General features: G+C 42.7%; 23 protein-coding genes. 5 read left to right on the top strand and 18 right to left on the bottom strand.

Annotation, left to right across the window (positions count from 1 at the left end):
* Positions 1 to 69 precede the first annotated feature (69 nt).
* From AC4E8A_RS03335 to AC4E8A_RS03320, 4 genes are all read right to left on the bottom strand, one after another.
* Entirely contained in the window at positions 70 to 759 is a 690-nt protein-coding gene (locus AC4E8A_RS03335) for a GntR family transcriptional regulator (protein WP_490196794.1), read from the bottom strand.
* A 223-nt stretch (positions 760 to 982) separates the two neighbouring features.
* A complete protein-coding gene (locus tag AC4E8A_RS03330) occupies positions 983 to 1,822 on the bottom strand; it encodes a MetQ/NlpA family ABC transporter substrate-binding protein (RefSeq protein ID WP_490196793.1) in 840 nt (279 codons plus the stop codon).
* Between the two features lie 204 nt (positions 1,823 to 2,026).
* Complete coding sequence (locus tag AC4E8A_RS03325; RefSeq protein ID WP_490196791.1) at positions 2,027 to 2,689, bottom strand: methionine ABC transporter permease; 663 nt, start codon at positions 2,687 to 2,689, stop codon at positions 2,027 to 2,029.
* A 3-nt stretch (positions 2,690 to 2,692) separates the two neighbouring features.
* Positions 2,693 to 3,430, bottom strand: a complete 738-nt coding sequence (locus tag AC4E8A_RS03320; RefSeq protein ID WP_490196790.1) for a methionine ABC transporter ATP-binding protein — start codon at positions 3,428 to 3,430, stop codon at positions 2,693 to 2,695.
* Positions 3,431 to 3,633: 203 nt separating this feature from the next.
* Between AC4E8A_RS03320 and AC4E8A_RS03315 the strand changes: the two genes are divergently transcribed.
* On the top strand, positions 3,634 to 4,776 hold the full coding sequence (locus AC4E8A_RS03315; RefSeq protein ID WP_490196789.1) for a retropepsin-like aspartic protease: 1,143 nt from the start codon (positions 3,634 to 3,636) through the stop codon (positions 4,774 to 4,776).
* Positions 4,777 to 4,834: 58 nt separating this feature from the next.
* Here the strand turns inward: AC4E8A_RS03315 and AC4E8A_RS03310 are convergent, their stop codons facing one another.
* Positions 4,835 to 5,317 (bottom strand): STAS domain-containing protein, encoded by a 483-nt coding sequence (locus AC4E8A_RS03310; RefSeq protein WP_490196787.1) that lies wholly within the window; start codon positions 5,315 to 5,317, stop codon positions 4,835 to 4,837.
* A gap of 490 nt (positions 5,318 to 5,807) precedes the next feature.
* On the opposite strand from AC4E8A_RS03310, the gene glpT reads away from it, so the two are divergent.
* A complete protein-coding gene (gene glpT / locus AC4E8A_RS03305; RefSeq protein ID WP_490196786.1) occupies positions 5,808 to 7,172 on the top strand; it encodes a glycerol-3-phosphate transporter in 1,365 nt (454 codons plus the stop codon).
* 58 nt (positions 7,173 to 7,230) lie between these two features.
* Here glpT and AC4E8A_RS03300 read toward each other — a convergent pair whose 3' ends face one another.
* The 7 genes from AC4E8A_RS03300 to AC4E8A_RS03270 form a co-directional block, all read right to left on the bottom strand.
* A complete protein-coding gene (locus AC4E8A_RS03300; protein ID WP_490196785.1) occupies positions 7,231 to 7,416 on the bottom strand; it encodes a hypothetical protein in 186 nt (61 codons plus the stop codon).
* Between the two features lie 152 nt (positions 7,417 to 7,568).
* A complete protein-coding gene (locus AC4E8A_RS03295) occupies positions 7,569 to 8,033 on the bottom strand; it encodes a hypothetical protein (RefSeq protein ID WP_490196784.1) in 465 nt (154 codons plus the stop codon).
* Positions 8,034 to 8,259: 226 nt separating this feature from the next.
* Complete coding sequence (locus tag AC4E8A_RS03290; RefSeq protein ID WP_490196783.1) at positions 8,260 to 8,493, bottom strand: NUDIX hydrolase; 234 nt, start codon at positions 8,491 to 8,493, stop codon at positions 8,260 to 8,262.
* Positions 8,494 to 9,368: 875 nt separating this feature from the next.
* Positions 9,369 to 9,917: a hypothetical protein gene (locus AC4E8A_RS03285; protein ID WP_490196781.1), complete on the bottom strand. Its 549-nt coding sequence runs from the start codon at positions 9,915 to 9,917 to the stop codon at positions 9,369 to 9,371.
* Positions 9,918 to 10,124: 207 nt separating this feature from the next.
* Complete coding sequence (locus tag AC4E8A_RS03280) at positions 10,125 to 10,703, bottom strand: hypothetical protein (RefSeq protein WP_490196780.1); 579 nt, start codon at positions 10,701 to 10,703, stop codon at positions 10,125 to 10,127.
* An 805-nt stretch (positions 10,704 to 11,508) separates the two neighbouring features.
* On the bottom strand, positions 11,509 to 13,170 hold the full coding sequence (locus tag AC4E8A_RS03275; RefSeq protein WP_490196779.1) for a glycerol-3-phosphate dehydrogenase/oxidase: 1,662 nt from the start codon (positions 13,168 to 13,170) through the stop codon (positions 11,509 to 11,511).
* 172 nt (positions 13,171 to 13,342) lie between these two features.
* A complete protein-coding gene (locus tag AC4E8A_RS03270; RefSeq protein ID WP_490196777.1) occupies positions 13,343 to 13,888 on the bottom strand; it encodes a glycerol-3-phosphate responsive antiterminator in 546 nt (181 codons plus the stop codon).
* A 255-nt stretch (positions 13,889 to 14,143) separates the two neighbouring features.
* On the opposite strand from AC4E8A_RS03270, the gene AC4E8A_RS03265 reads away from it, so the two are divergent.
* The gene (locus AC4E8A_RS03265; protein WP_490196776.1) at positions 14,144 to 15,277 is read left to right on the top strand and encodes a serine hydrolase domain-containing protein; all 1,134 of its coding nucleotides are present in this window, start codon (positions 14,144 to 14,146) and stop codon (positions 15,275 to 15,277) included.
* Positions 15,278 to 15,294: 17 nt separating this feature from the next.
* Entirely contained in the window at positions 15,295 to 15,891 is a 597-nt protein-coding gene (locus AC4E8A_RS03260) for a class I SAM-dependent methyltransferase (protein WP_490196775.1), read from the top strand.
* 850 nt (positions 15,892 to 16,741) lie between these two features.
* Here the strand turns inward: AC4E8A_RS03260 and pdxA are convergent.
* The 5 genes from pdxA to aspA all read right to left on the bottom strand — a co-directional run bounded on the left by pdxA (position 16,742) and on the right by aspA (position 23,584).
* Positions 16,742 to 17,740 (bottom strand): 4-hydroxythreonine-4-phosphate dehydrogenase PdxA, encoded by a 999-nt coding sequence (pdxA, locus tag AC4E8A_RS03255; RefSeq protein WP_490196774.1) that lies wholly within the window; start codon positions 17,738 to 17,740, stop codon positions 16,742 to 16,744.
* Positions 17,737 to 19,086: a four-carbon acid sugar kinase family protein gene (locus tag AC4E8A_RS03250; RefSeq protein WP_490196772.1), complete on the bottom strand. Its 1,350-nt coding sequence runs from the start codon at positions 19,084 to 19,086 to the stop codon at positions 17,737 to 17,739. The genes pdxA and AC4E8A_RS03250 overlap by 4 nt, the downstream gene beginning before the upstream one ends.
* Entirely contained in the window at positions 19,052 to 20,044 is a 993-nt protein-coding gene (locus AC4E8A_RS03245) for a 2-keto-3-deoxygluconate permease (RefSeq protein WP_490196771.1), read from the bottom strand. The genes AC4E8A_RS03250 and AC4E8A_RS03245 overlap by 35 nt, the downstream gene beginning before the upstream one ends.
* A 156-nt stretch (positions 20,045 to 20,200) precedes the next feature.
* On the bottom strand, positions 20,201 to 21,901 hold the full coding sequence (locus AC4E8A_RS03240) for a PrpR N-terminal domain-containing protein (protein WP_490196770.1): 1,701 nt from the start codon (positions 21,899 to 21,901) through the stop codon (positions 20,201 to 20,203).
* A gap of 252 nt (positions 21,902 to 22,153) precedes the next feature.
* Positions 22,154 to 23,584, bottom strand: a complete 1,431-nt coding sequence (gene aspA / locus AC4E8A_RS03235; RefSeq protein ID WP_490196769.1) for an aspartate ammonia-lyase — start codon at positions 23,582 to 23,584, stop codon at positions 22,154 to 22,156.
* A gap of 222 nt (positions 23,585 to 23,806) precedes the next feature.
* Here aspA and AC4E8A_RS03230 point away from each other — a divergent pair, with 222 nt between their 5' ends.
* Complete coding sequence (locus AC4E8A_RS03230; protein ID WP_490196767.1) at positions 23,807 to 24,460, top strand: hypothetical protein; 654 nt, start codon at positions 23,807 to 23,809, stop codon at positions 24,458 to 24,460.
* 84 nt (positions 24,461 to 24,544) lie between these two features.
* Here the strand turns inward: AC4E8A_RS03230 and AC4E8A_RS03225 are convergent, their stop codons facing one another.
* On the bottom strand, positions 24,545 to 26,023 hold the full coding sequence (locus AC4E8A_RS03225; RefSeq protein ID WP_490196765.1) for a phytoene desaturase family protein: 1,479 nt from the start codon (positions 26,021 to 26,023) through the stop codon (positions 24,545 to 24,547).
* Positions 26,024 to 26,247 lie beyond the last annotated feature (224 nt).

The raw sequence follows: 26,247 nt of genomic DNA, 5'->3' as shown, positions 1-26,247 counted from the left end.
TTATTTAAACGACAAATCAAACAACATTATGAAGCGCTTTCAAAACCAGGTAAAAATTTTTATATTTTTTTATTTGAAATATTTTTTATACTCATTCTTCAACGTTTCCTGTTCGAAGGTTAGTTTATTTAAGTGTTCCTTCATGACAGAATCAGCCTCGTCAGGGTCATTATGCTTTATCGATGTATAAATTTTCTCGTGTTGTTCAAGAATCAAATCCCAATTATAATCAGCAGCTAAACTCAACATCCTGATACGATTAAGATGGGCATTCATTTGCTGAATAACCGCCCAGATTCGTTCCTTACCGCCGCCATGGGCGATTGTATAATGGAATTCTTCATCGAGTTCAAACATTTTTGTGAAGTCCTTTTCCTGGATACAGAGTTTTTGCATTTTCAGGTTCGTTTCAAGTTTGAACAAGCTTTCCATAGGAAAATTTTCACATGCAACACGGACAGCAGCTCTCTCTAAATGTTCCCGGATAAATCGCGCTTCTTCGACATGATGCAAGTCAATCAGTGACACAATAGTTCCCCTTTGCGGGAATACTTCCAGAAGTTCCTCTTGGGATAACTTTACAAACGCTTCTCGAACTGGAGTCCTGCTTACCTGCAGTAATTCTGATATCTCTTTTTCAGAAATGCTTCTGCCCGGCTCCAATCCAAGGGATATGATGTTTTCTCTTAAGACGGAATACACTTGATCTCTTGTAGAGTTGCTTGCTTGTTTATTTAATTGCAGATTCAAAATTAACATCCCCCCTTGCCTTCTCGACTACCATACTACCACATTACCATACTTGTATGGTAGTTATTTTTTATATTTTCTTACTATTCTTTTTTTCCATAAAGTGAATAGTGCTGTTTTCACCTGTCTGACTAACCAAGCAGTGGATTATCAAAACCTGGCAGGAATCACACTTTTCTCAAAATAAATAAGGAGCTCACCGAATAAGTGAACTCCTACCTATAATGCTTATTTATTCAAACGCCGGAATCGCCGTTTCATCATAATTTTCTTCTAAGAACGCACGAACTTCAGGACTTGTCATCGCTTCAGCCAACTTTTGGATCGGCTCTGAGTCGGCGTTATCTTCACGGGCTACGAGCGTGATGGCAAAGTCATTTTCCACGCCTTCTGTAAGAAGCCCGTCACTCTTTGGTGTCAACCCAAGCGGTGCAGCATAGGCCGGTGTCATCACAACAGCATCCGCGTCATCATACATTCTTGCCAGCATCAGCAAATCGACTTCTTTAAATTTATAGTTGTTTGGGTTTTCCACGATATCAGCCTGTGTGTAGTACACATCTTCTTTTTCTTTCAATGTGATCACTCCATGTTGAGCAAGTAAAGAAAGAGACCGGTCGATGTTGGAGACGTCATTGGCAATCGCAATCACGGAACCTTCAGGCAGCTCGTCCATTGACGCGTATTCTTTTGAATATACACCATAGTTAGCAAAATAGATCGGTGTCACGGGAACAAGGTCTGCATCGTTGCTTCTATTGTATTCCTCCATGTAAGGCACATGCTGGAAGAAGTTCGCATCGACTTCTTTTGCCGCAAGAGCGGTGTTAGGCTGAACATTGTCTCCCAGTACAACCATTTCAAGGTTGATATTTTCTTCAGCAAGCTTCGGCTTCACCAATTCAAGGATTTCCGTCATTGGCGGGATCAAGGAAGCCACTTTCAATGTTACTTCTTCCTGCTTCTCATCTTTAGGCTCTGTGGCTTTTTCTTCCTTATTTCCTTCATTATTCTGACCGCAGCCTGCCAGTAAAAGCAGAAGCGCAGCCATGAGTAGAAGTATCTTTTTCATTGTGATTTCCTCCTAATACAATTAATATTTGTATATCATTGTTCTATATTAAATTTGCGGAACTTACACAGGTTGATTGTAGTGGAAGGATTTGCGACCTCCTACGGGAGCAGCGGGACAGGTGAGACCCCGCAGGCGCAGCCGAGGAGGCTCACCGCCCGCCCCGCGGAGTCGCAAATACTGGAACGGAAATCAACCAACTGTTTATCTTTTATCAATCCTCCGCGCAACCGTCGTCCCAAGAAATTGGATGAGCTGTACAAAAATGATCATGATGACGATCATGTAGAGCATTAAATCGGTTTTGAACTGCTGGTACCCATATCGGATGGCAAAGTCACCGATACCTCCGCCTCCGACAACACCCATGATCGTGGAGTAGGAGATAAAGCTGATGATCGATGTCGTCAGCCCGAGGACCAGTCCGGAACGCGCCTCGACATATACAAATTTAAAGACGACTTCCTTCACAGAAGCACCCATCGAAATCGCAGCCTCGATCACGCCTCTTGGCACATCCAGCAAGGACTGCTCGACCAGCCGCGAGTAATGGGCAATCGCGATGATCGCTAACGGAACCGTCGCAGCAGCTGTTCCAATCGCCGTCCCGACAATCAGCCTTGTAAAAGGAATCAGGAACACGACAAGCAGCAAAAATGGGAATGAACGTATGATGTTCACCAGTAGATTAACGGTCGAGAAAAGAGCCTGATTTTGAAGCAGATTTCCCTTTCGGCAAAGGAACAGCAGTGTCCCGACCGGAAGTCCGACCAGCACGGCAGCCAGGATGGACACCCCGACCATCACAAAGGTTTGCCCGATAGACCGCCAAATTTCAGCTTCATATTGAACTAAAACATCCAGCATCGTCTAGTACACATCCTTTGTGAGCTGTTCTAAAAAGTAATCGGGGCTGTCATCCCTGGCTTGAATCCCTCTCGGTTCAGAATCAACCGTATCATGGATTTTCCCGTCCGCCATGACCGTGACCCGGCTGCATATACTCTTGATCACGTCCATTTCATGGCTGACAATCACAATCGTCACCCCGAGGCTTTTATTGATGTTTTCCAAAACACCGAGAATATCCGCCGTTGTGTTTGGATCAAGAGAGGAAGTCGGTTCATCACACAGCAGCACTTCAGGCTTATTCGCCAGCGCCCTGGCAATCGCAACCCGCTGCTTCTGCCCACCGCTCAACTGTGCCGGATATTTAACCATGAACGTCTCCAGGCCAACAAACCGCAGACATTCCATCACACGGTTCCGGCGCTCTCTCTTCGGAAAATTTGCCAGTTGCAAAGAAACAAGGACATTCTCATAAACCGTCTTGTTGGCCACCAGATTGAAGTGCTGAAAGATCATCCCGATGGACTTTCTGGCTTCCCGAAGCTTCCGGCTGTTCATCTTTGTCAGAACTTCCCCGTTCACCTCAACGTCACCTTCATCAGGCACCTCCAGCAAATTCATCAGCCGCAGCAGTGTCGACTTCCCGGCACCGCTGGCTCCGATGATTCCGTGAATCTCGCCTTTATGTATAGTTAAGGACACCGAGTTAATGGCCTGAAATCCTGAAAACCTTTTCGTTACCTCTTGTAACGCGAGCATAAATAAACCCCTTTCTTTTATGAAGGGTAAAAATACGACGCCTATAATTATAGACTAAGAAACCAGTGATGTCAGGCTAACCACCCTTTTCAGTTTATTGAGAAAAAAGAGAATATTATTAGCGGGAATTACAGGTAGCTAACCTTTCAACTGGTATAATAAACGTAAGTCATTACATTCTCAGAGAGGTGGGATTTTTGAAGGTGTTAGAGAAATTGAAAGTATTTGGATTTGGTAAGTCAGAACCTGGTTACAAAGAATTCGAAACCGCTTTAGCATTCATAACAAAAGGAGAAGAGTGTTCTGCCATCGGGCAATTAAAGCGGCTATATACTGCGGGCGGGGATTCTTCATTAAGAAGCCACACAGCCAACCTTTTGTTCGACCTGTATTTTACCCGATCGGAATGGGGCCAATTGGAAACATTGGGCCTCCTTGAAGAACCAGTCATCGACAAAAGCAATCGGTTAATTGCAAAAGCATGCCTTCAGTCAGAAACTGCCCTCTATTCTCTTCCAGAATCACCTATACATATACCGATGGAACTCAGTCTTTCGGGTTGTCCGACGATTGACATCCTGATTAACGGGAAACAGAAAACCTTCTGGCTTGATACAGGCGCGGGCATGACCGTGGTTTCCAATTCTTTAGCAGAAGAATGTGAGATGAACCTTGTAAAAGAGAAGGAGATGGTCGTTGGGAACTCTACTAATCAAGACCTGGAGACGGATTTAACATTCATTCCTTCTATTAAAATAGAGGATCTGCTGATTGCTGAGCATCCCGCCTTGGTCCTCGCAGATCATCTGTTAGAAATCCAAATTCCTCACCTTAACGAAACAATGGTCATTGACGGTATCATCGGGTGGGACATCATCCAGCACATGCATCTAGAGATTGACTACCAGCAAAAACAGGTGATGATCCGGAAACCTGTCCAACAAGAAAATCTGGAACAAAATCTGTTTTTCTGCGGCACTCCCTTTGTAAAGGTGCAAAGCGCCACCGGAAACCCATTATATTTCGGGCTGGATACCGGGGCGAACAAAACCCACTTCGGGCCGCCGCTACTTACAAAAGTAGATGGCCTCACCGTCAAGGATAGAATCCTGCATGGAGGCGGTCTTGGAGATATAAAAGAAAGAGAGACCAAAAGCATCGAACAGCTAAGCATCCAATTCGACCACAGCCAGGACATCACACTGCAAAATGTACGGATGATGCTGTCTGATTTCGGCACCTTCTTCACTCCGGATGGTGTGTTCGGAAGTGATATTGCGAAAGACGGACGCTTGGTCATTGATTATGCGAATAGGAGGCTGGAGCTGATCCGTTCCCATCATTAAAAAACCTGCTCCCCGGTACGCTAACACTTTAGTGTACCGGGGGAGCAGGCTCCTCCTTCTATATTTCCACTACTTGAAATTCCAACCCTTTTTTGCCCATCAAGTATTTAAGGCCGTCCCTGAAAGTGGCATGGGTGATAAATTGACTGGTGTCCACTCCCGAGAGAACAATTTCCTGAGCGAAATTCGGTGAGAATCCCACAAAAATCGTCTCGACCCCCATCAACTTCAACCCTATTTGTATTTCAGTGATTTGGTAAATCAGATTCTGCATTCCCAGATCTTCAACCTCTAAATGGCTGATGCCTGTAAAGTCAATGACAACCGTATCCGCTTTTTGCTTCTGAATGCTGAACAACACCTTGTTCTTGATATTATCTATACGCTTTTCATTTAACGTCCCCGTCAAAGGTACCAGCATCGTATCAGGAATGATCGACGGAATGATCGGTGTTGAAAGCTCATCGATCAACCTCTCGCATTCTTTGATTCTATCTTTAAGTTGAAGAATTTCCTCTTCGGGATTTTTCAACTCGCTCATTTAGTTCCACCTCTTATAAACGTAATCTACGAACAGTATACCATCTCCAGGAAGGATATCACTATAAAAGTACTAATTCCAGCATTTTCAACACCTGAATTATACATGATTGACAGCATGCTCTCTTCATTTTCACCCGTTTCATGTACCCAACCACGCTTTGGCTTACAACTGATCCTCCCTATAGGTAATCAGCGGAAAACCACCGAAGAAAAAAAAGATTGAAAGCGTTGACACAACTATCAAAATATTGTAAGTTAGTTATACAAGTTAAGAAGGTGTTGGAGAAAAGAGACTTACACATGACAGGCAACTTCCCTAAGGAGTTGTCCATTCAGTGTGGTCTCTTTTCTGTTTTGTGGTTTATTGATTAATTCTTGAATCCAGATTTGCAAGGAGGCCTTATGGTAGCAGCAATTATAGAATTGACAATCAATCAGCATTCCATCATCACCAAGTCCATCAAAATATTAAGAGGAGGATTGTTGACATGCTTAACTTTTTAAAACCAGCTCCACCTGTTGAAAAATTGCCAGAGGATCGAATTGATCCAGAATACAAGAAACTCCGCTTTCAAGTATTCATGGGGATTTTCATCGGGTATGCAGCTTACTATCTTATTCGTAAAAATTTCTCTCTTGCCATGCCTTACTTGCAAGAAGAAGGATTTTCTAAAACTGAACTGGGATTGGCTCTTTCCGCCATCTCCATCTCATATGGCATAAGTAAATTTGTCATGGGGACCGTCTCGGACCGGAGCAATGCCAGGATTTTCTTACCTTTAGGTCTAGCACTCTCCGCCATTGTCAGTTTGTTATTCGGTACCATTCCTGTATTCACATCGTCAGTAGCCATTATGTTCGTTATGTTATTCTTAAACGGATGGTTCCAAGGAATGGGATGGCCTCCTTCCGGCCGTGTCCTTGTCCATTGGTTCAGTGTCAGTGAGCGCGGCGGGAAAACCGCCATTTGGAATGTCGCCCATAATGTCGGCGGCGGTTTGATGGCTCCACTTGCAATCGGAGGGGTCGCCATCATGGGTGCCTTGTTTGGGGAAGCCTATACAAGTTACCAAGGGGTCTTCATCTTACCTGCGATCGTAGCACTGATACTTGCGGTATTGTCTTATTTCTTGATGAGAGATACGCCTCAATCAGTTGGACTGCCTCCAATTGAAGAGTATCGCGACGACTATCCAAGCAAGTCCAAAAAGACGCATGAGACAGAATTAACAACCAAAGAAATACTATTTAAATATGTACTTAATAATAAATGGGTATGGGCAATTGCCATCGCGAATGTATTTGTCTACTTCGTACGATATGGCGTACTTGATTGGGCACCGACATACTTAAACGAAGAAAAAGGCTTTGATATGGAGTCTTCAAGTGTTGCCTACTTCCTATACGAATGGGCTGGAATTCCAGGAACACTTCTATGCGGATATATCTCTGATAAAGTATTCAAAGGAAGACGCGGACCTGCTGGTTTCGTCTTCATGCTTGGTGTATTGGTAGCGGTTGTTGTTTACTGGTTAAACCCTGCCGGAAATCCACTCATTGATAACTTCGCACTGATCGCGATTGGATTCCTGATTTACGGGCCGGTTATGTTAATCGGATTGCAAGCTCTTGACTTTGTGCCGAAAAAGGCTGCCGGTACTGCAGCAGGCTTAACAGGTCTGTTCGGTTATTTAGGCGGAGCCGTAATGGCCAATGCCTTGTTGGGACTCATCGTAGAACGCGTAAGTTGGGATGCAGGTTTCATTCTGCTGACTATCTCATGTGTACTCGCTACAATCCTATTCGCTGTGACATGGAACGTCCGCGGACAAGATGTTGTGAAGAACGCTTAATGTAAAAAAAGACTCGTCGCTCATGGTGACGGGTCTTTTCTCTATTTTCATAAAACTATTAATGCTTTGTGCTAACATCTTTCCTTTTAAACTTAAACAGAAGATAACCAGTCAGGAATGTTACTAAAACTAATATAAGTGCGCTTCCAATACTATTCAGCCCTGTTTCGGCCTCAATCCCATCTAAAATACCAGAGTAAACCCCTGCCATTATGGCTAATATAATGATCCTTCCCGCTCCCATGGCCCTTCCTCCCCATATCTAAGAATACTTCTTTTATAGTTATACGAAAAAAATTCCATTAAAGTTTCAGGTTCTTGAAAATTCAACGATTATAAAAATCCTTATTGGGGAGACAGCAGATTGATCTGTCATTAATATCCCGGCTTGAATGGCTAGTATTCCAGAAAGTCCGTATCTCTTGGTGATACATTTTCAATAAAAGTTATATCTTCTGTACGGATATTGGGGATGACTAATTCTGTACCCCAGTGGCCGGAATGCAGCACAGGCAGCCTGTTCTTTTCAAGATTGAGTGTGAACCACTTTAACTCGCCGTTATCACGTATACAATTATTTAATAGATATTCTACTAGTAAGGTGGATTGGGGCCATTTGAAAATTTTCATTTGTTCTTCTTTCACCGTCTCACAATTTCCTTTGTCTAAAGAAAGGATTTCATTGATCGTCTCCGTCTCTTCATTCCAGCATTGGATTTCTACAGCATCGGATTCTATCAGGAAATGCTCAATAATGGCAATCCAATAATCATAATTATTATTTACTGGTTTTGGGAAGGATGACTCCCCACTGGTATACGTCGGGATATTTACAGCTAAATGAACTCCCAGATAAATCACTCCTTGCTTAGCGGCTGATAAAAAATGGATTACACAGAGAAGTCTTCTTCAGAGAATAGTCTGTCTTTAACAGAATTCACTTGTTCTATCATATGACCAATATTCCCTTCTCCTGCATATAAGGACTGATCAAAAAATTATGATTCAAATGAGACCAATAAAGTACATTTTCCCCACCAGTAACCGATACATCCCTTTTTAACCTGCCTGCATATACTTCCACATATCAATCTTGAAGATAGTAAGTAAAATCCATTAAATGATGGAGAATTATATCTTCATTAGAAATATTCGTTTCTTCAAGAAGTTCTCTATAAGCGGCATTTAATCCCGGCTCTCCCCTTTCAACTTTGCCGCCCACTAAATTACTTAATCCCTTATAAGGATTCTTCAGTCTTTCACACATCAACAGCTTGTCCATCTCTTTGTTATAAACCATCACCACATTATAGCCTTGCATTGCATCACTTCCTTCACGTTTCGAAGCTGCTAGCTCTTTCTGTCATGACTGAAGCGAGACCAGCTTTTTCCCTACCTTCATTTTTTAAAAAGAATACTGCACCCGCTAAAAGATTTATTGTGTGTTAACATTATCGAACCTGAATTGTCCAGAATCATTTCCACTCCAGTAACAGATTCAAGAATACTGTCCGAGTGAATGATCACTTCAGATATCACAGCCCAAACCCCAATAGAGGATATCGGCTCCTTAAACATTATTGAACCAAACTCTGATTGAGTGTGCGGCAAAGGAAAAGGTCTATCTTGCACTTGAATATCCAAAATATGCTGTTCTTTTTCGTCTGCGCCTGCATCCTCTTAAATATACTCGAAACGAATATACTTCCTTCCTATCCGTAAGATTGCAGGTTCGTATAATTCAAAAATTCCAGTAGAAATATTACGACTAAGGGTATTGCAATAAATAAGGGAACATTCTTGTCCAACAGTCGTTCTCAAAATTTCTTTATAATGTTGATATCCCAAACGCTTTAACCCCCTTCTTCCAGACAAAGCATCATGCACCTTCACCGGAAAATCGACAACCATCCACCATCCTTATTTTACCATAAATGGAATACCCGGTCAGAAGAACCGGCAGCAAAATTACTAACGGGTTCCGTTGAGGGAGGGAAAACCTTAAATCACACACCAATTAGCAGCAGAAATAACGATGTATATAGCACGATATTTAACAGTAAAAAACCCAGAGAAAATGACTCTGGGATTGTATGTCTTTATTAACTTCTTATTCTGTTAAAGCCCCCTTTAAAGGAATAACGGTCTATTATCATTTTAAGTCCTATTTCCAATCACAATAAGAACGAAAAGATGTTATGATTCTGTATTTTTCACTATTTTAATGTCTTCTGGCAATACTTTTAAAACATCATCTAAATTAATTGAAGATTTAGGAATGTAGAATCTTTTGGAGAAAATCCCCTTCCCAAAGTAGAATAAGTAGTTTCTCTCAGTAGAAACAATTAATAGCTTTGATGGAGAAAAGACCTTTTTTTCTTGTTGGTTGCCTGAATAAAAGTATCCTGTGTCCTTATTAAAGAGAATAGTTACTTTCTCTCCATATTTTTTAAAAATTTTCCTATATATACTTTTTCCGCTAATTTTAGGCATCAATTTATAGGCTATATATGCCATAAATTCCGCTATTATTAACGTCAGGATAGTCATAACCACCTCAATAATGTTGTAATCCTCTCCCAGAGTTACAGAGTGAGATGGGGTATGTCTAATAATAATTATAAGAGGTATAATTCCAATCATTAATATTCCAAAGACAATTTTTCTTGCTGGTAAGAACCTCATTAATTCAACAATATCCCTTTGTTTTAATTCAAACTCATACTTTAGTAAATCTGACTCCATTTCCGTTCTCCTTTCTGCAAACAAATAATACTAATTACAACTGTATTTCAAATCTGCTGAACAAATCCAGTACCTAACATTATGTCCGATGCAATCAATCCATTTATGTTTCTTCTGTTGTTCTGTTAACCTGCCACTTTACCTCAATAAAGGGCGGCAGCCTATTCGACAAGCGCCACCCTTTAGTTTAATAGGCTACCTATATTTTTATGAAATTTTCATTTCACGAATTTGAATTCCCTTTTTTCCCGTTAGGTCTTGTAAAATAGATTGAAGTTTCAAATCGTGATGTTCACTAACATTACTAGGGATTAAAAAGATTACTCCGTTATTCCCTTTGCCATAATAAAAGAAATAATTATCAGGGGTAGAAAACACCGTCAAATCTTTGTTTGCTGGAACTCTTTTCTGCTGTTTACCCACCAAGAACTCTGCTTCCTTTTTATCATAAGTAATAGAAAACATTCGCCCACTGTACAATTTCTCATAGTTATCTTTCCCTTGTTTTTTGGTTTTTGATTTCAGCTTTGATAATAAATAGAAGCTGCCTCCAATATATAACAAGAAAATATAAACAAGAGCAAGACTATCCCATATTTCATACTGTTCTCCATTAAACACTGACACATACACAAGGCTCATTAAAGTATAGACAATAGGAATTAAAATTAACATTCCCCCTAATACCTTCCACCTTAATAACCTTACCGAAGGACTGTGCATAAAAAGACTGATGTAATCTTTTTCTTGAAGTTTATACTCCATGTCTATTCTATTACTTTCCATTATGACACCTCCGCACTTAGTGAAAAAACGTATAGTACTAACGTTCTTTCCAACATACAATTTCCGTAATACTTATTCAATTAACCTGCCCTTTACTTGAACATACGGCGACGACCTTTACAACAAACTCCCCGCTTGCTGAAGGACTATTCCTTATGTAAATTGCTCTTATTTTTCCACATTTTATATAGTACAACAAAGTAAAGAACAAAAAGACTAATCCCGCAAATTAAAAAGAAATAAGATAAAGCCACTCTTTCTCCCCAGTTGCTAAACGCCTGAAAGAAAGAAATGATAGCCATAAAGAAAGCTAAATATATTTGAATTTTAGGAACATCTTTCATAAAAACTAAAAACTCCTCTCTTTTTACTTTTAAAAATACTGCCCAATGTTCAATTATTCTGCCCTTTAATGGAAAATCCATTATTTACAAGTGTATCACACAATTCCTCAATAAAGGCTCATATCCGCAAGAACCGGATGCGAATAGGAAAGTCAGTTAACACAATAATTATTGTACGATTGTTAATTAAGGTGCTATTTGAAGTGCTAATTCACCACTGAATTTGATGAAAACATTGATATAAAAACAAATAAAGCAGGTCTAATTCGTATGCGAATTAGCCTGCTATTTACTATTTTCTCTCCCTGAACGGAACCCCTTAATAATAAAATTACCTAGCGGCTCTTTATTCTTCACGGATGATCTTCGTTGTCCAAGTTGAAAACGAGGGGTTACGATATAAAAAAACTGACCCATGCAATGCACAGGTCAGCTTTCATATTACGTAAAGCAGTTTCCCCTTACCCTTCCACAGGCGTGACTGCTTCATGAAGAAGCACATCAAGTTCCTGCGCATACTCCTCCACCTGTTCTTCACTCCAGTTAAACACCTTTTTCAGATACTGAATGACCGGCACTTTGTGCTGATGAACCCAGTCAATATGGAAAAACAACGCTCCCGTCCGTCTGATGAAAATATCAACCGGTTTATACGCCATTTCATAGTTCAGCGCATAATTTACGACAGCATACACGATCGGATCAAGATTCCCGTTTACAGCAGGGTCTTTTCCTTCCAGGTACAGATCCAGCACCTTATCACTATTGGATCCATATCGGGTCACCAAGCCCCTGGCCATAATCGGATCAATGTCCAACTCAGCCGCATTTTCAATTTTTTTCTTAACGAATTCAGGGTATCCTTTGGATCCCCCCACAGCACCGCCGGATAACACCAGGTGCTTTGTGGCAATCTCTCCAAACGTCTTACCTTCTTCTTCCTTCAGCTGCTTCGAAACCAAATCCACTACACTTTCTGCCATTTTTCTGTAGCCGGTCAGCTTCCCGCCGGCAATCGAAATGAACCCGGAGTCGGAGATGAAAATCTCATCTTTACGGGAGATTTCAGATGGGTCCTTCCCTTCTTCCAAAATCAAAGGACGCAGACCAGCCCAGCTTGATTCGATATCATCCGCGGTGATTTTCACCTCAGGGAACATGAAGTCGATCGCCTTCAGAACATAATCCCTATCCGCAAATGTCATCGTTGGATGGCTGATGTTTCCCTTGTAAACGGTATCCGTCGTACCGACATAGGTTTTGCCTTCACGCGGAATCGCAAACACCATCCGCCCGTCAGGTGTATCAAAATAGATTGCTTGTTTCAGAGGGAAACGGCTGCTGTCAAAAACGAGATGGATCCCTTTCGTCAATTGCAGCGTCTTTCCTTTTTTCGAGTTATCCTTTTCCCGCAGCGTATCCACCCAAGGGCCTGCCGCATTGACGATTTTCTTGGCATACACCTGATGTTTCGATCCGTCAATCTGATCGACAAGCTCGACACCCTCCACCTTGCCGTTTTGATTATAAATCAGCTTCTCCACTTTTGAATAGTTCAAAGCAATGGCACCTTTTTCAACAGCTTTCTTCATGACTTCTATCGTCAGACGGGCATCATCTGTCTTATATTCCACATAATAACCTGCCCCTTTGATGCCATCCCTCTTCAGCAAAGGTTCTCGCTTCAATGCTTCCTTGGCTGAAAACATCTTCCGTCTTTCACTTTTCTTCACTCCCGCAAGGAAATCATACACACGTAATCCTATATTTGTGGACAGCGGTCCAAAAGTTCCTCCTTTATAAAAGGGGAGCATCATCCATTCAGGCGTCGTGACATGCGGAGCATTCTCGTATACGATTGCCCTTTCTTTCCCGACTTCGGCAACGACCCCGATCTCAAACTGTTTTAAATAACGGAGGCCCCCATGCACCAGCTTTGTCGACCGGCTTGAGGTACCGGCTGCGAAATCCTGCATTTCCACAAGCCCTGTTTTCATCCCTCTGACGCTTGCATCCAGAGCGATCCCGGCACCGGTGATCCCTCCCCCAATGACCAATAAATCAAGGGTCGTGCTTTTCATTTCTTGGTATAGTTCTGTTCTATTTAAGCTTGAAAAAGACATGATTATCTCTCCTTCTTTATACTTGAGGCGAAAAAAAAGAGACCGCAAACCAACCCATAATAAAGTTATAGGTCGATTGCGGTCTCTCAAATTCTCCGTCCGTTGTATTAACATGTACCCACATTATAGCATACGAACCATACATTTGGAAAGATATTTGTTACTCCGGCTGCTATTCCCATACAAGTGAATGGTTGGAGGTCGTTACGGCAATCGCACCGCCTTCGTAGGCAGCTTGAATATCTTCTTCGTGCCTGATCAAGCCCCCTGCAATCACAGGAATATTAGTGGCTCTATTCACTTCTTGGATGATTTTTGGAATCAGCCCCGGAAGCACCTCGATATAATCGGGCTGAACATTGTTGATGATTTTCAAGTTATGCTCCAGCGCATGGCTGTCGAGCAGGAATAATCTCTGGATGGCAATCAGGTTGTTTTTCTTGGCGATGGCAATGGCATTACCTCTTGTGGAAATAATGCCATCCACCTTGATCACCCTAATTAAAAATTCCATCCCATATTCATCTGTTTTCAACCCTTGGACCAAATCGACATGAACAATCAATTTCTTATTTGCTTTTCGCGCGTAGCTGGCCATGCTCGGCAGCTGCGAAAGCCTTGTTTCCAGCAAAATGATGTACTTGTGGTCGCTCTCCAGTAGCTTATCAAATTCTTTCATGCTTTTAACCGCAGGCAGTATCCCTGTTAACTCTGGCATGCTGTATCCCTTCCTTACTGTGTTACGAATTTTATATAAAACCATCTGGCCCTTTGCATTGATTTAGGTACTCCTAATGATGCATTCAATCCTTTGATATAGTCTACTTTAGTTTCAACGTTATTTCTAGTACCGAAATAGATAGGGATCTGGATAAACGTTTTGGTTTATACCGAAAAAGAAAGCTTGCTTGTGTTAAGATAGGTAAGAAATCGAATAATTCCAACAATATCAACCAATAGAATGGGGAAAAGTATGAACCTATCTACCGAAAACAAACTTAATCAACTAACAGAATACATTAACGAAGTCCTTCATGAACAAAACGGCACTGGTCTCAGCGTTGCCATCGTTAAGGACTCGGCTATCATTTACTCGGAAGGATTCGGCCATTCCCGAACCCAGCCGGACAAGAAGCCCATCGACGGGGATACGCTCATGAGCATTCAAAGCATTTCAAAGAACTTCATGGCCCTTTCCCTTATGCAGCTTGCCGAAAAAGATCTTTTAACATTAGATGATCCGGTCGTCCACCACCTGCCGTACTTCAGAACAAAGGTCAAGCAGCAAAGTGACCGCATCACTATCCGCCATATTTTGACTCACACGGCCGGCTTTCCTTCAGACTTGGGCATCGCCAATATGATTGCTCCGAATGTAAAAGAAATCTTTTCTGATACCCCCACAGAATTTCAGGAAGCACTGGATCACTACCAGCTCACGGAGGAAGAAATCGACAGCATAACTTCCAGAGAAGATATAACGAGATGGTTCCAAAAAGTGGAGTTGGAGTATCCGGTCGGAGAGGGATGGAATTACTGTACTGATGCCTATGTCATTCTTGCAGATTTAGTTGAAAAAGTCACAGGTTCAAAGTGGGAAAAACATCTAATGGAAGAGATTCTCACTCCTCTGGATATGGACCGGACAACAGGTGATTCCCATCGAGTGGAACAGGATGAAAACAGTGCCCGCTATTATCTCGGCGAAGAAAGAACTGAAACCCCTTTTCCGAAGAACTCGCTTTCCGCTCCAATTGGCTATTTGTATTCAACCGCCAATGATTTAGCAAAATATGCAGCTTTTCACTTGTCTAAGGAACCGAATATCTTACGTTCAGAATCAGTGGAAGAAATGCAGCATCCCTTCCATCTTGTCAGTGATGAGTGGCGGTTCGGAAGTGACGTCAGAAGCTACGGGCTGGCATGGTTCACGGACAGCTATAAAGGGCTTAAAGTTGTGGAACACGGCGGCGGTCAAATGGCCGTAAGATCGCTCATAACCATGGTGCCCCAACTCAATTTGGGCGTGGTCGTCCTGCTTAATTTTGACGGAACTGCCCATCATGATATTTGTGATAAGATTATAGACATCTTCTACAGATCATAAAAAAGGAGTTGAATTGAATGAACCGTAACGTTTTTGAACAAATGGCCAAAAGATACGATACAGAAGAGAGAATAGAATTGGCTGAGATTATCGTGAAGGAAGTACGGGGTGAATTGCAAAACAGCCGCTCCAAATCACTAATTGACTATGGGAGCGGAACCGGGCTCGTCGGTTTGGAGATAACCGATTTGGTGTACTCTGTTTTGCTGGTCGATTCCTCGGAACAAATGATCGAAGTGGCCAAAGCAAAAATTTCCAGAAAAGGAATGGCCAGCGCAGAAGCCCTTTATTCCGATTTCACCCAGGCCACTCCTGACCTTAAGGCAGACATCGTGATCATGTCACTGGTCCTTCTTCATATACCGGACACAGAGAAAATCCTGCAAGAAATGTTCAACATCTTAAATGACGGCGGCAAGCTCATCATTGTCGATTTTGACAAGAACGAACAGATCAGCCATCCGAAAGTCCATAACGGATTTTCACACGGTGAGCTGCAAGCGAAATTAGCCGACGCCGGCTTTTCTTCCAGCACCATCAGGACATTCCATCATGGCAGCAATATTTTCATGAAGAAAGATGCATCCATGTTCATATCCTGCAGCCAGAAGTAAAATAGACAAAAGACCCGCCTAGTTGACGGGTCTTTTCCTATTAATCTCTATCCAATAATGCCGCCCCGCTGTGCTGCAAATCTAACCCGTTCAGTACAGAGGGAGAAACCAATAAATTGAAAGGTAATTTGCGGTACAATTTGCCTAGCATTTTGTATCGGTTTTTTTATCGGCATATCAATGCTTTCGGTGTTTTTTCGCTTATTGTTGCATACTGATTTGCAGGCTAATTTGCACTACCGCATAAATTTATGTGGTGTTGCAAACTGGTCTGCATTTTATGTTACAAATTTGTCCGCGGATTCGTTAGTGCCAGATACACTAGATGGGAAGAGAAAGGGAGAGTAACAAGTGATAGAAAAATAAGGGGAGATTTTACCGTTAGATGTAGAGTAGACGTGGTTTTTGCGGAAAATAAGGGGAGTTTTTCCCTTTATACAAAGCAAAGCTGCCTATTTTCACGTTTTTTGAGTCAAATAAGAGGAATTTCTCCCTCTATTTAAGCTGTTTTCAGTCTATTTGGCTAATTAAGGGGAATTTTTCCCTCTATATACCTCAATTAGCAAAGAACCTATTTTCATTGTTGAAGAATGCAAAAGTTTAACGGGAAACCGGCTCTTCAACCGATCTGGGGCTTGATTGAATAACGCATAATAGAAGTGAGGAGCTGCAATGTCGTTGGCAGCTCCTCTTTTTTGTGCAATTTTTCATACATATTACACTTCAAAACAGCCTGCAAAACTCTTTGTATTTTAACCCGCAAAAACACCAGCAAATAGGCATTTTCTCTCTCTCATCCGAACGGGTTGGCTCCAAATCGCATACGGGCTTTTTGGTGCAACAGACACTCTTACCCGGCAAACTCCACTGCCTGTCGGATCGCTTCCATCAAACTCTTTTCATCAGCAATCCCTTTCCCGGCAATATCAAATGCAGTGCCATGGTCTACACTTGTACGAATGATTGGTAAACCTACTGTTATGTTTACACCTGCATCTAATCCAAGAACTTTAACCGGCCCATGCCCTTGATCATGATACATTGCTACGACTACATCAAAATCTCCACGAACAGTGCGGAAGAATAACGTGTCTGCAGGCAGAGGACCAACGACATCGATTCCCTCACCTTGTGCTCGTTCTACTCCAGGAATGACTTTTTCTTCTTCTTCTCCATATCCGAATAGCCCGTTTTCTCCAGCATGCGGGTTAATCCCGCAAACAGCTATCTTAGGAGAGGAGATGCCTGATTTTTTAAGTGTATCATGCGCAAGCTTAATGACATGATATACGCGCTCAGGGTTAATCATTTTCACTGCATCAATAATGCCCACATGTGTTGTTACATGAATCACTTTCAAGTTAGGAGCTGATAACATCATTGAGAAGTCCTCAGTGCCTGTTAGATCAGCAAGGATTTCTGTGTGGCCAGGATATTTATGTCCACCTTTGTGTAATGCTTCCTTATTTAATGGGGCAGTACAAATTGCATCGATTTTGTTGTCTTTCGCTAATTCAATCGCCGTTGCTAAATATTCAAATGCCGCATGACCAGCATCTGGTGACACTTGCCCGATTGGCAGATTTTCATCTAATAAATTCAAATCCAAGCAGTAGACTGTTCCATAGTTATAAGTCAGATCTTGAATGCGGTCAGCTGAGATAGCTTCTATGATCAGCTCACTTTTCACAAAACTCTTGGCTCTTTCAAGGATTTTGCTGTCCCCAATAACAAGTGGACGGCTCATTTCATACATTTCTTCTTTAGCCAGGCTTTTTAATATAATTTCAGGACCGACGCCTGCTGCGTCTCCCATTGTAATTCCGACGATAGGTTTTAGTTGATTCATGCTCTCACCTTTCCCTTGTTTGTCATATAATTCACTACATTCACTAGTGAGTGTTCGTTCCCAAATCCACCTGCTTTTGTCACGGCCCAATAGCTGCGGCCAGCACTGCGTAATCGGCCGTATGGCAGACCTGGTTCTACCTCGGAATATAGCTCCATTTCAGAAATGCTCAATTCTGAGCAGACAGCCTTTGCTGTATCTCCGCCTGTAAGAACTAAGCCTTGAATAGACGGACCGTTTTCTAAAAGCCCTTTTGCTATCTTGCCAAGGCCATTCGATATAGCTTCACTAATCTCTGTAAATGTTAATCCCAGGCTATCTCCTGCTTCCTTTGCAGATATGCGGTTCTCCTCGGAAGCTTTTACATATACAACAAAGTGTGACTTCTGAGAATTCTGTTCTAATTGGGCAATATAAAAATCAAGCTCAAAGGTATTTTTCACCAAAGCGGCAGGATCTACTTCCAAAAAGAAAGAATTCTGTAAAGATTCCACCTGACAAAGCTGCTTTCGCGTCACTTCAGATAAACTTCCTGATACGATCAGCGTTTTTTCAATGTTGACTTCTTCCTGATGCGCTGTAGTAGAATCTGTTAATTGAAGAGCTTCTGGTAAATATTCGATCAACCCCGCTGAACCAGCCCACACCGTTTTTTTATTGAGGGCGGAAAACAGGCTGCTGATTCGTTGAAGATCTTCTTCTGTTTCACTATCACACACAAACCAAGTCACTCCTTGATCGAGGAACGTATGGATAACTTGTTTTAGTTCTTCCATCGGTTGGTCTAACATTTGTTTCTCCACTAAAGCAATTTCTCTATCTTGATATTGCTTTAACAGTTTTGGTATGAACGCTTCAGTTACTGGAGTTTTTGGATCCTTGGAAAACTCTGTATCTGTGATCAACTCGCCGTTCACATAATGATTTCCTTGTAACGTTTGACGGTTCATTTTTGGAAATGCCGGAGCAATCACAACGATTTCAGGTCGATAAACCTGTTCAACTGCCGTTAATTCTGCCGTAATATTTCCTCTTAATGTTGAATCAACCTTCTTATATAGATGAGGATAGCCTTCCTTTTGAAGGAATAAAGCAGCTTCATATGCTGCTTTAAACGCTTCATCTTCCATCTTCGCTCGACTATCCGTATCAACGATTAATACATCAGGCTTTTTGGGTACAGATGCTGTTTCATAATCAAACACTACGGTCGAAGTCAGGTGTTTTTTCGCTAATTGGACACCTGAATCATTAGCACCTGTTAAATCATCTGAAATAATGCCAATTCTTTTCTCCACTCTTATCACACCCTTAGACGTTTGCTTCTTTTCCGTCTTCCTGTTCAAATTTATAGCCTCTTTTTTCTAGTCGTTTTACCAGGAATCCAACATAAATCGGTAATAAGATCGCTGTTGTCACAGTGGATGCTGCCACTTGTACAGTTGCTATGTCCACAACTGATGCAAAGCTGGCATTCGCTGCAGCAATCGCTGCCGGTGTTGCAACCGCATTTCCAGCTGTCGAACCTTCCGCAGCCCCTACAATCGGGTTCCACTTCAAAGCCTTAAATACGAAATATCCAGCAGTACCTGTTACAAATACCGTTAATAAGCCAAGAATGATCCCCGCTAATCCACCTTCAAGGATTGCTCCAAAATCAATTCCCATTCCCAACGCAAATGCGAAGAATGGAATCAACATTGAGCTTCCTTTGTCTAAGAACGAACGCATATCATCATCAAGGTTACCCAGAACCATCCCAACAGCGATTGGAAGTAATACAGAAATAAATGAAGTTAATGAGAACATGCCATCAACAAAGCCCATTGCCCCGAAGATCGATAGCGCGATCATTGTTAAGAAAGGACCATCATTAAGCGCTAATAGTGAATAAGCAGCACGGTCTTCTTTACTGCCATATTGACCCACTAAAGCAACGAATAAGCCTCCATTACTATTCGTCATAGCCGCAATTACAGCAATTGGTGCAAGCCCTAACCATAAGCCATTGTCGCCTGCGAGCGTGTAAGCAAGTAATCCAAACACGGCTCCCACTGCCCATTTTGTTCCTAATAGAGTGGCTCCTTTACCGACTGAAACACCAAACGATTTCACATTGATTTGTGCCCCTGTACATAATAGGAAAAGGGAAATGAGTGTACCCGCTCCGTCTACAAATAAAGCTTGAGTAAAGTTACCAATACGCAATAGATCAGGAAAAAATGTATTTATTAGTGCTGCAATTAACAACGGTACAACCATCATACCGCCAGGAATTCGATCTAAAGTTGCTTTTATCTTCATTATTGTAACACTCCTTTTTAAATTGTTTCAATTTTAAACACTTAATACATAAAGTAATCGGTTACAAAACTTATTGTAATGGCTTACATTTAATTCTGCAACACTTCACTATAAAAATGTCGCATTTTGCAACATATAAAAATAAGCTGAAACATTTTACTGTTTCAGCTTTCGCCATAAAGTGGAGCGGTTAATACCTAATCGGTCTGCTGCTCTTGTTTGATTATAATTTTCCTCATGCATAATATGCTCAATAATACGTTGTTCTATTTCCTCCAATGTACCGGAAAGAAATTCATGCTTTTCCGGCGTGGTTTCTTCTTCTTTTTGTTCTTCTAAATGCTGTTGAATCAGCTTTTTGCCAATGACATACCCTTTTTCCCCTAAGACGGCAGCATGTATGAGTGACTTTAACTGCGCGACATTGCCCGGCCATGAATACTGTCCTAATAGATCTAACGCATCTTCCTTCATCTTGATGGCAGAAGTTCCAATCTGCCGGTGAAAAAACGCGATGAAATAGGTTGCTAACGGTCTAATATCATCCTTTCTATCCCTTAGGGAAGGCATATGAATCTTTAGAATATCTTCATGATAAATGAGAGAATCAGGAACTTCCTCTTCATTTGATAGGGCTAAAATGATGGTTACATTCACTCTTTCTAATTTTTGAACGATGGATAAAAGAGTCTGTATTTCTTTTGTCGACAACGCTTCCACTTCATTTATATAAAGGGTCTGAATGTCACGATCAATCCCATCCTGTATCGCCAGCAAATTCGGTGCGGAAATACTTGCATAAAGCCCTTTACCATTGTTTTTCCGATAGTGAATATACTGAGACATCAACCTCTTCCCTGTCCCTTCAGCTCCTGAAAGCAGCCATTGGTTGATCTTCAAGCTCTTTTCAACCAAGTTGACACATCTCTTCATTGACTGGCTGTTTGAAATAAACATTGGCTGCTGGGAAATCACCTCAACACTCAACCCTTGTGGATGCAGGTGTTGAGTGATTGTTTTAGAGAACGAAAACAAGTAGTAGGTTTGGTTATCTATTTCCTTCTTCTTCATACTTTGTTTAATCTGGTGATTCTCTGCAGCTTCAATGATGTTCACGCCATCATTCCAATCGCTTTCCTCTATCTGTTGCTGAAGCTTGCTTATTGGCAATGGACACGATTCAAAATCCCTCCAATACTGATACATGACGTTGCCATCCTGTGACAATACGATCATGTTCGAGGAAGTTTCGTCTAAAAGAGAACGTAATAAGGTTATTTCTTCTTGCTGTCTATGATGCAAGCGATAAACCGACTTCGCTTTCTGAAAAGCTTCAAATATGGCTTCCCGTCCCGACTGAATGAGAATTCCTTCAAGACTGTGCTTTATCGCAGCGTCCATTGTAATCACATCACCCATGATGAGCTCATACCCCTCAAGCTTCAGCTTCTTAACGAGAGGTTCTACCTCTTTTTCCATTTCAACGGTATACACATCAATTTGAATTTCAAGCAAATCCTTGATCGCCTTCCCGCCAAGGGTAATATTCGAGAACCCAACAATCGCCTTTTTACCAGGAAAATCATTCGCCAGCGTCAATACCCTCAACATATCATAACCTGATACAGGAATATCAATGACGGGAATATTGACCGCTTCTTCAATCAACTTAGATGTTCCACCGCGGCTGATAATGACATCAACACCACGGTTCTCTGCCTCTTTTGCGATGGGAATTGCCTCTTGAAGGTTCGCTACTTCTATATGTATATCAAGTTCTTTATAATCTTGACGGCACTCTTCTAACAAATGAGTCATGGCCTGATAAGGAGCAATCATAAGTGTTTTAATTTTCATAGAATCACACCTGTTGGTTTATTTAGCATGAAAGTACTAGTATGTCCATTTTAACGGTTCCGGTTAGATTAACCAAGTGGGAGGATGGCCAGTTGGAAATTGCCTACCATTATACCTTAGAATCCATGGAGAGTCCTACTCCATCGAATCCATCCTTTTCTTCGGACTAAATCGTACATTAAGTTATAAATGAAAACCCTCACCTGAGAGAACAACAGAAAAGCGGAGCTGAAATTAGCCCCGCCTTTACTATTACTCTCTATCAAACAACGACGCACCGGCAATTCCCGGTTCAGTCATTTCATAAGGATTCAAAATCAAATCGAGCTCTTCTTCCGTAAGGATATCATACTTCAGGCAAAGCTCCCTGATCGGCTCGCCGTTCAGGATTGCTTCTCTTGCAATTCTTGACGCGACTTCATAGCCGATATGCGGATTGACGGCCGTAATGATGCCGACACTCTTCTCCACATACGCCTTCATTCTCTCTTCGTTTGCTTCGATTCCTTTTACACAGTACTCTGTGAACGAATCAAAGGCATTGTTCATGATGCTGATCGATTGAAGCAGATTGAAAATCAAGACAGGCTCCATGACGTTCAGATCAAACTGCCCCGCTTCGGATGCAAGGGAGATCGTCTGATCGTTCCCGATCACCTGGAAGGATACCTGATTGATCAGTTCCGGCATGACAGGGTTGACCTTGCCTGGCATGATGGAAGAACCAGGCTGTCTTGCCGGCAGGGAAATCTCGCCAAGACCTGCTCTTGGGCCGGAAGCCATCAAGCGAAGGTCATTGGCAATCTTGGACATGTTGACCATACAGATCTTCAGGCTGCTGGACACTTCTGTATAAGAATCCGTGTTCTGCGTGGCATCCACAAGATGTTCCGCTCCCTTGAACGGAAGGCCGCTGATTTCGGCAAGATACGGCACGACAAGCTCGATATACTTCGGAAACGCATTAAGGCCTGTTCCGACTGCTGTTGCACCCATGTTCAATTCATAGAGATGCTCCCTTGTCTGCTTGATGCGCTTGATGTCCCTTGCAATCACACGGCTGTAAGCTTCGAACTCCTGGCCAAGGCGGATCGGCACCGCATCCTGAAGATGAGTGCGCCCCATCTTGATGACATGGCTGAACTCCTGAGCTTTGGCACTGAACGCCTCATGCATGCGCTCCATCGTCGAGATCAGCTGCTCGAGCAGATTCAGGATTGCAATATGCATGCTTGTCGGGAACGCGTCATTCGTCGACTGCGACATGTTGACATGGCTGTTCGGGCTGCAGTGGCTGTATGCGCCTTTCTCTTTCCCCATGAACTCCAGCGCACGGTTCGCCAGGATTTCATTGATATTCATGTTGAACGACGTCCCCGCGCCTCCCTGTATCGGGTCCACGAGCACCTGTTCATGCCATTGGCCATCAATCATTTCATCTGCCGCTTTCACAATCGCTTCGCCAATGCCTGTATAAAGTCGGCCGACATCCATGTTCGCCTTGGCTGCCGCCTTCTTCACGATCGCCATCGCCTTGATCAATTCCGGATGGATTTTGTAGCCCGTAATCGGAAAATTCTCCACCGCACGAAGCGTCTGGATCCCATAATAAGCATGCTCAGGTACTTCCTTTGGTCCCAGGAAGTCTTTTTCAATTCTAGCGTTGTTCACTATGACTGACATTTGATTGTGTCTCCTTTGGTTTCTCTCTATTTATAAAATTTATTTTCTTCTATTAAATTTCCTACTCTATAGTAGCATGATGGGGAATGGTTCTCTACCCTGAATCGAAGACAAATCTTATTCCTTCTCAAATAAATAATTTTCTGATATTCCAGATTAGGATAAGATCCTTTTAGGGTATAGGAGAACCAAAACCAAATTTCCCCAGAAAGGATAGCTGCTATGAAATCCATTCCCATAACCCTTAGTATGATCTTCGTTTTGTCCGGCTGCAGTCTTATTTCGATTAACACCTCGTCCCCTGAGCCAGCCACTGAAAATGCAGACACTGTGTCATCTGTTGAAGAAAATGAAGAGGCCGTATCAGACACAGAAGAAAACAAAGAAACTTTATCGACTACAGAAAATGAAGAAGCTATGCCAACGGATGCAGATAAGCAAGACGTGATCATTGCTTTTATCCAAGAGGATATCCACAAAGTTTCAGAATTGGAAACGGTCGCTTTTAATTCGTTAGAGTCTGTTTCCGGCAAAAATTACACAGATGATCCAACCATGCTGGCCGTCATCAAGCAAGACGTTCTTCCTGCTTATAAAGAAGCTGTGAGCGAAGCAGAAAAGCTGGAAGCCCCCATCCCAGAGCTTGAACAGCCGACAGAGCAGATCAAAATGACCACGAAGACGTTCTTGGAATCGGTCGAACTGCAAAAGGAAGCGCTGGAAAAGCAAGACATACAGGTGATGGAAGAAGCGAATCAAAAGATGCTGGAATACCAGGGAATGCTGGAGGAGTATCATGGGATGATGAAGGTAATAGCAGATGAATACGAAATCACCTATGAACCGCTTCAGATTGATCAGACCGATACTTTATAAAATCGCCAGGAGGAATTGGCCATGTTAACATTCCGAGGCAGCCGGTAAATTCCACAACAAAATCAAGGGAAGCCGAGTTTACGCTCAGCTCCCCTTCATAATACTTCTCGCCGCGTAATAGCCGCTGAGAGCCGAAGATAATGTTCCAGGCCCAGGAAAAACCTGCTCCCCGACAATGTAGAACTGCGGCAGTGAAGACCGGACGCTTTTCGGCTTGGTGATGGCGTTCCGCACTGTCAGCGGAAAACCTCCGACGGCCCTTTTTCCGATATAGCGCTCATAGGTCAGGGGAGTGCCCGCTTCTGCAAACAGCAGGTTCTCTTTTACCGGGATGACTCTCTCGATTTCTGTCAGAATCTCTTCTGTCACCCTCTCCTTGATCCTCTTATACTCCTCCTCTTTATAGCCCGGCCACCTCTCTAATTCAGTATGCAGCGAAACGGTCATCATCACTTCCCCTTCAACCAAATCACCTTTCGGATCTACAGAATGATTGAAGGTGACATAAACAGGGCCATGGGTGTTTGCCCTGAGAGAGGGAGAATCCAGACTCGGAACGATTTGATAGGCGAAAGGTAATTTCATACCCTTTAACGTCTCGCTCACCCCTTCTTCAGATAAGATCGCATCGACTCTAAAGGCTCCCCAGGAAAACTCGTCCTCACTCTCATAGCTCGTTCCCTCCCCAAAGGAGATCCCTGAATTGTTGATCACAAAATCGAAAGAAGACGTACATTTGCGGCTGGTCACACTCCATTGTTTCCGGCTTTCTTCATATAGAAGACTTTCAACCGGCGACACTTTCAGAATCTCACCGCCAAGGCCTTTGATGCGATGCGCCAGTGCTTTACCCAGCTGTCCCATCCCGTTTTCTATAAAAAAACTGCCTCTTCGATAAATCGTCAAAGCCAAACTTGAAGGAAGCAGTGCTGCCTTTGAGACATCCGTCTGCACCGCATCAAACAGCTGGGCGTTCAGTAATTGGCGCAGAGGTTCGTAGGATTCGAGATTAAATTTCCTCATGAGGTCTTCGACTGTAAACAACGCATACCGCGCCAGACGGGCCACTGATTTTGGATGCTGCACAGCGTGACGGGGCAGGCTCCCTAAGTCATGCCATTTTCTGATTGGCAGAGACACCCTGCTTTCGGTCACAGCCAGGACGCCGTCACTTATTCGTTGAAGAGCCTCCCAGAATCTAACTACCTCCCCGCTTCTCGGATAAAATGCTCCCTTCAGTTCCTGCTCCCACAACGCAGGATTTTTCACAAACGAAACCTTCCCTTCCGGTAAAATGACATCCATGGGATGAAGCAGTTCTTCCGCGGGAAGATCGATATCCAGCTCGTTCAACACGGTCCTCAACAAGCCCTTTTCCTCCAAGCCAAACGCAATCGTTGCGCCAGTAGGAAACTTCCTTCTTTTGCGAACATACCACCCCGCTGAACCGCCCACGGTCGTGGCTTTTTCCAGGACCGTCACCTTATACCCTTCCTTCGCCAGATAGGCAGCCGCCGTCAATCCGCCCATACCCGCGCCGATAACACAAACCGACTTAGACAAGCTATCACCTCCGCTCCTTGCTTTCCGCAAACAATGGTTGTTCTAGTTGCCATCATTATACCCTTAATGGACCAGAGAAAATAAAAATGGGGGTGCTGCGATGTGCTGAGTTTTTAGATAAGGCGGTGTGAAAGAAAAAGTGCCACTATCACGTTTTTTATCAATGGTAAGTCAGGAGTTTTAATTGTGGTAAAATCAGGATAGAAGATTATGTGAATGTTCTG

The sequence above is a fragment of the Bacillus sp. SRL337 genome (assembly GCF_984799155.1).
Note: the sequence above shows the minus strand (reverse complement) of the source record. Positions and strands in the feature narration are given on the sequence as shown.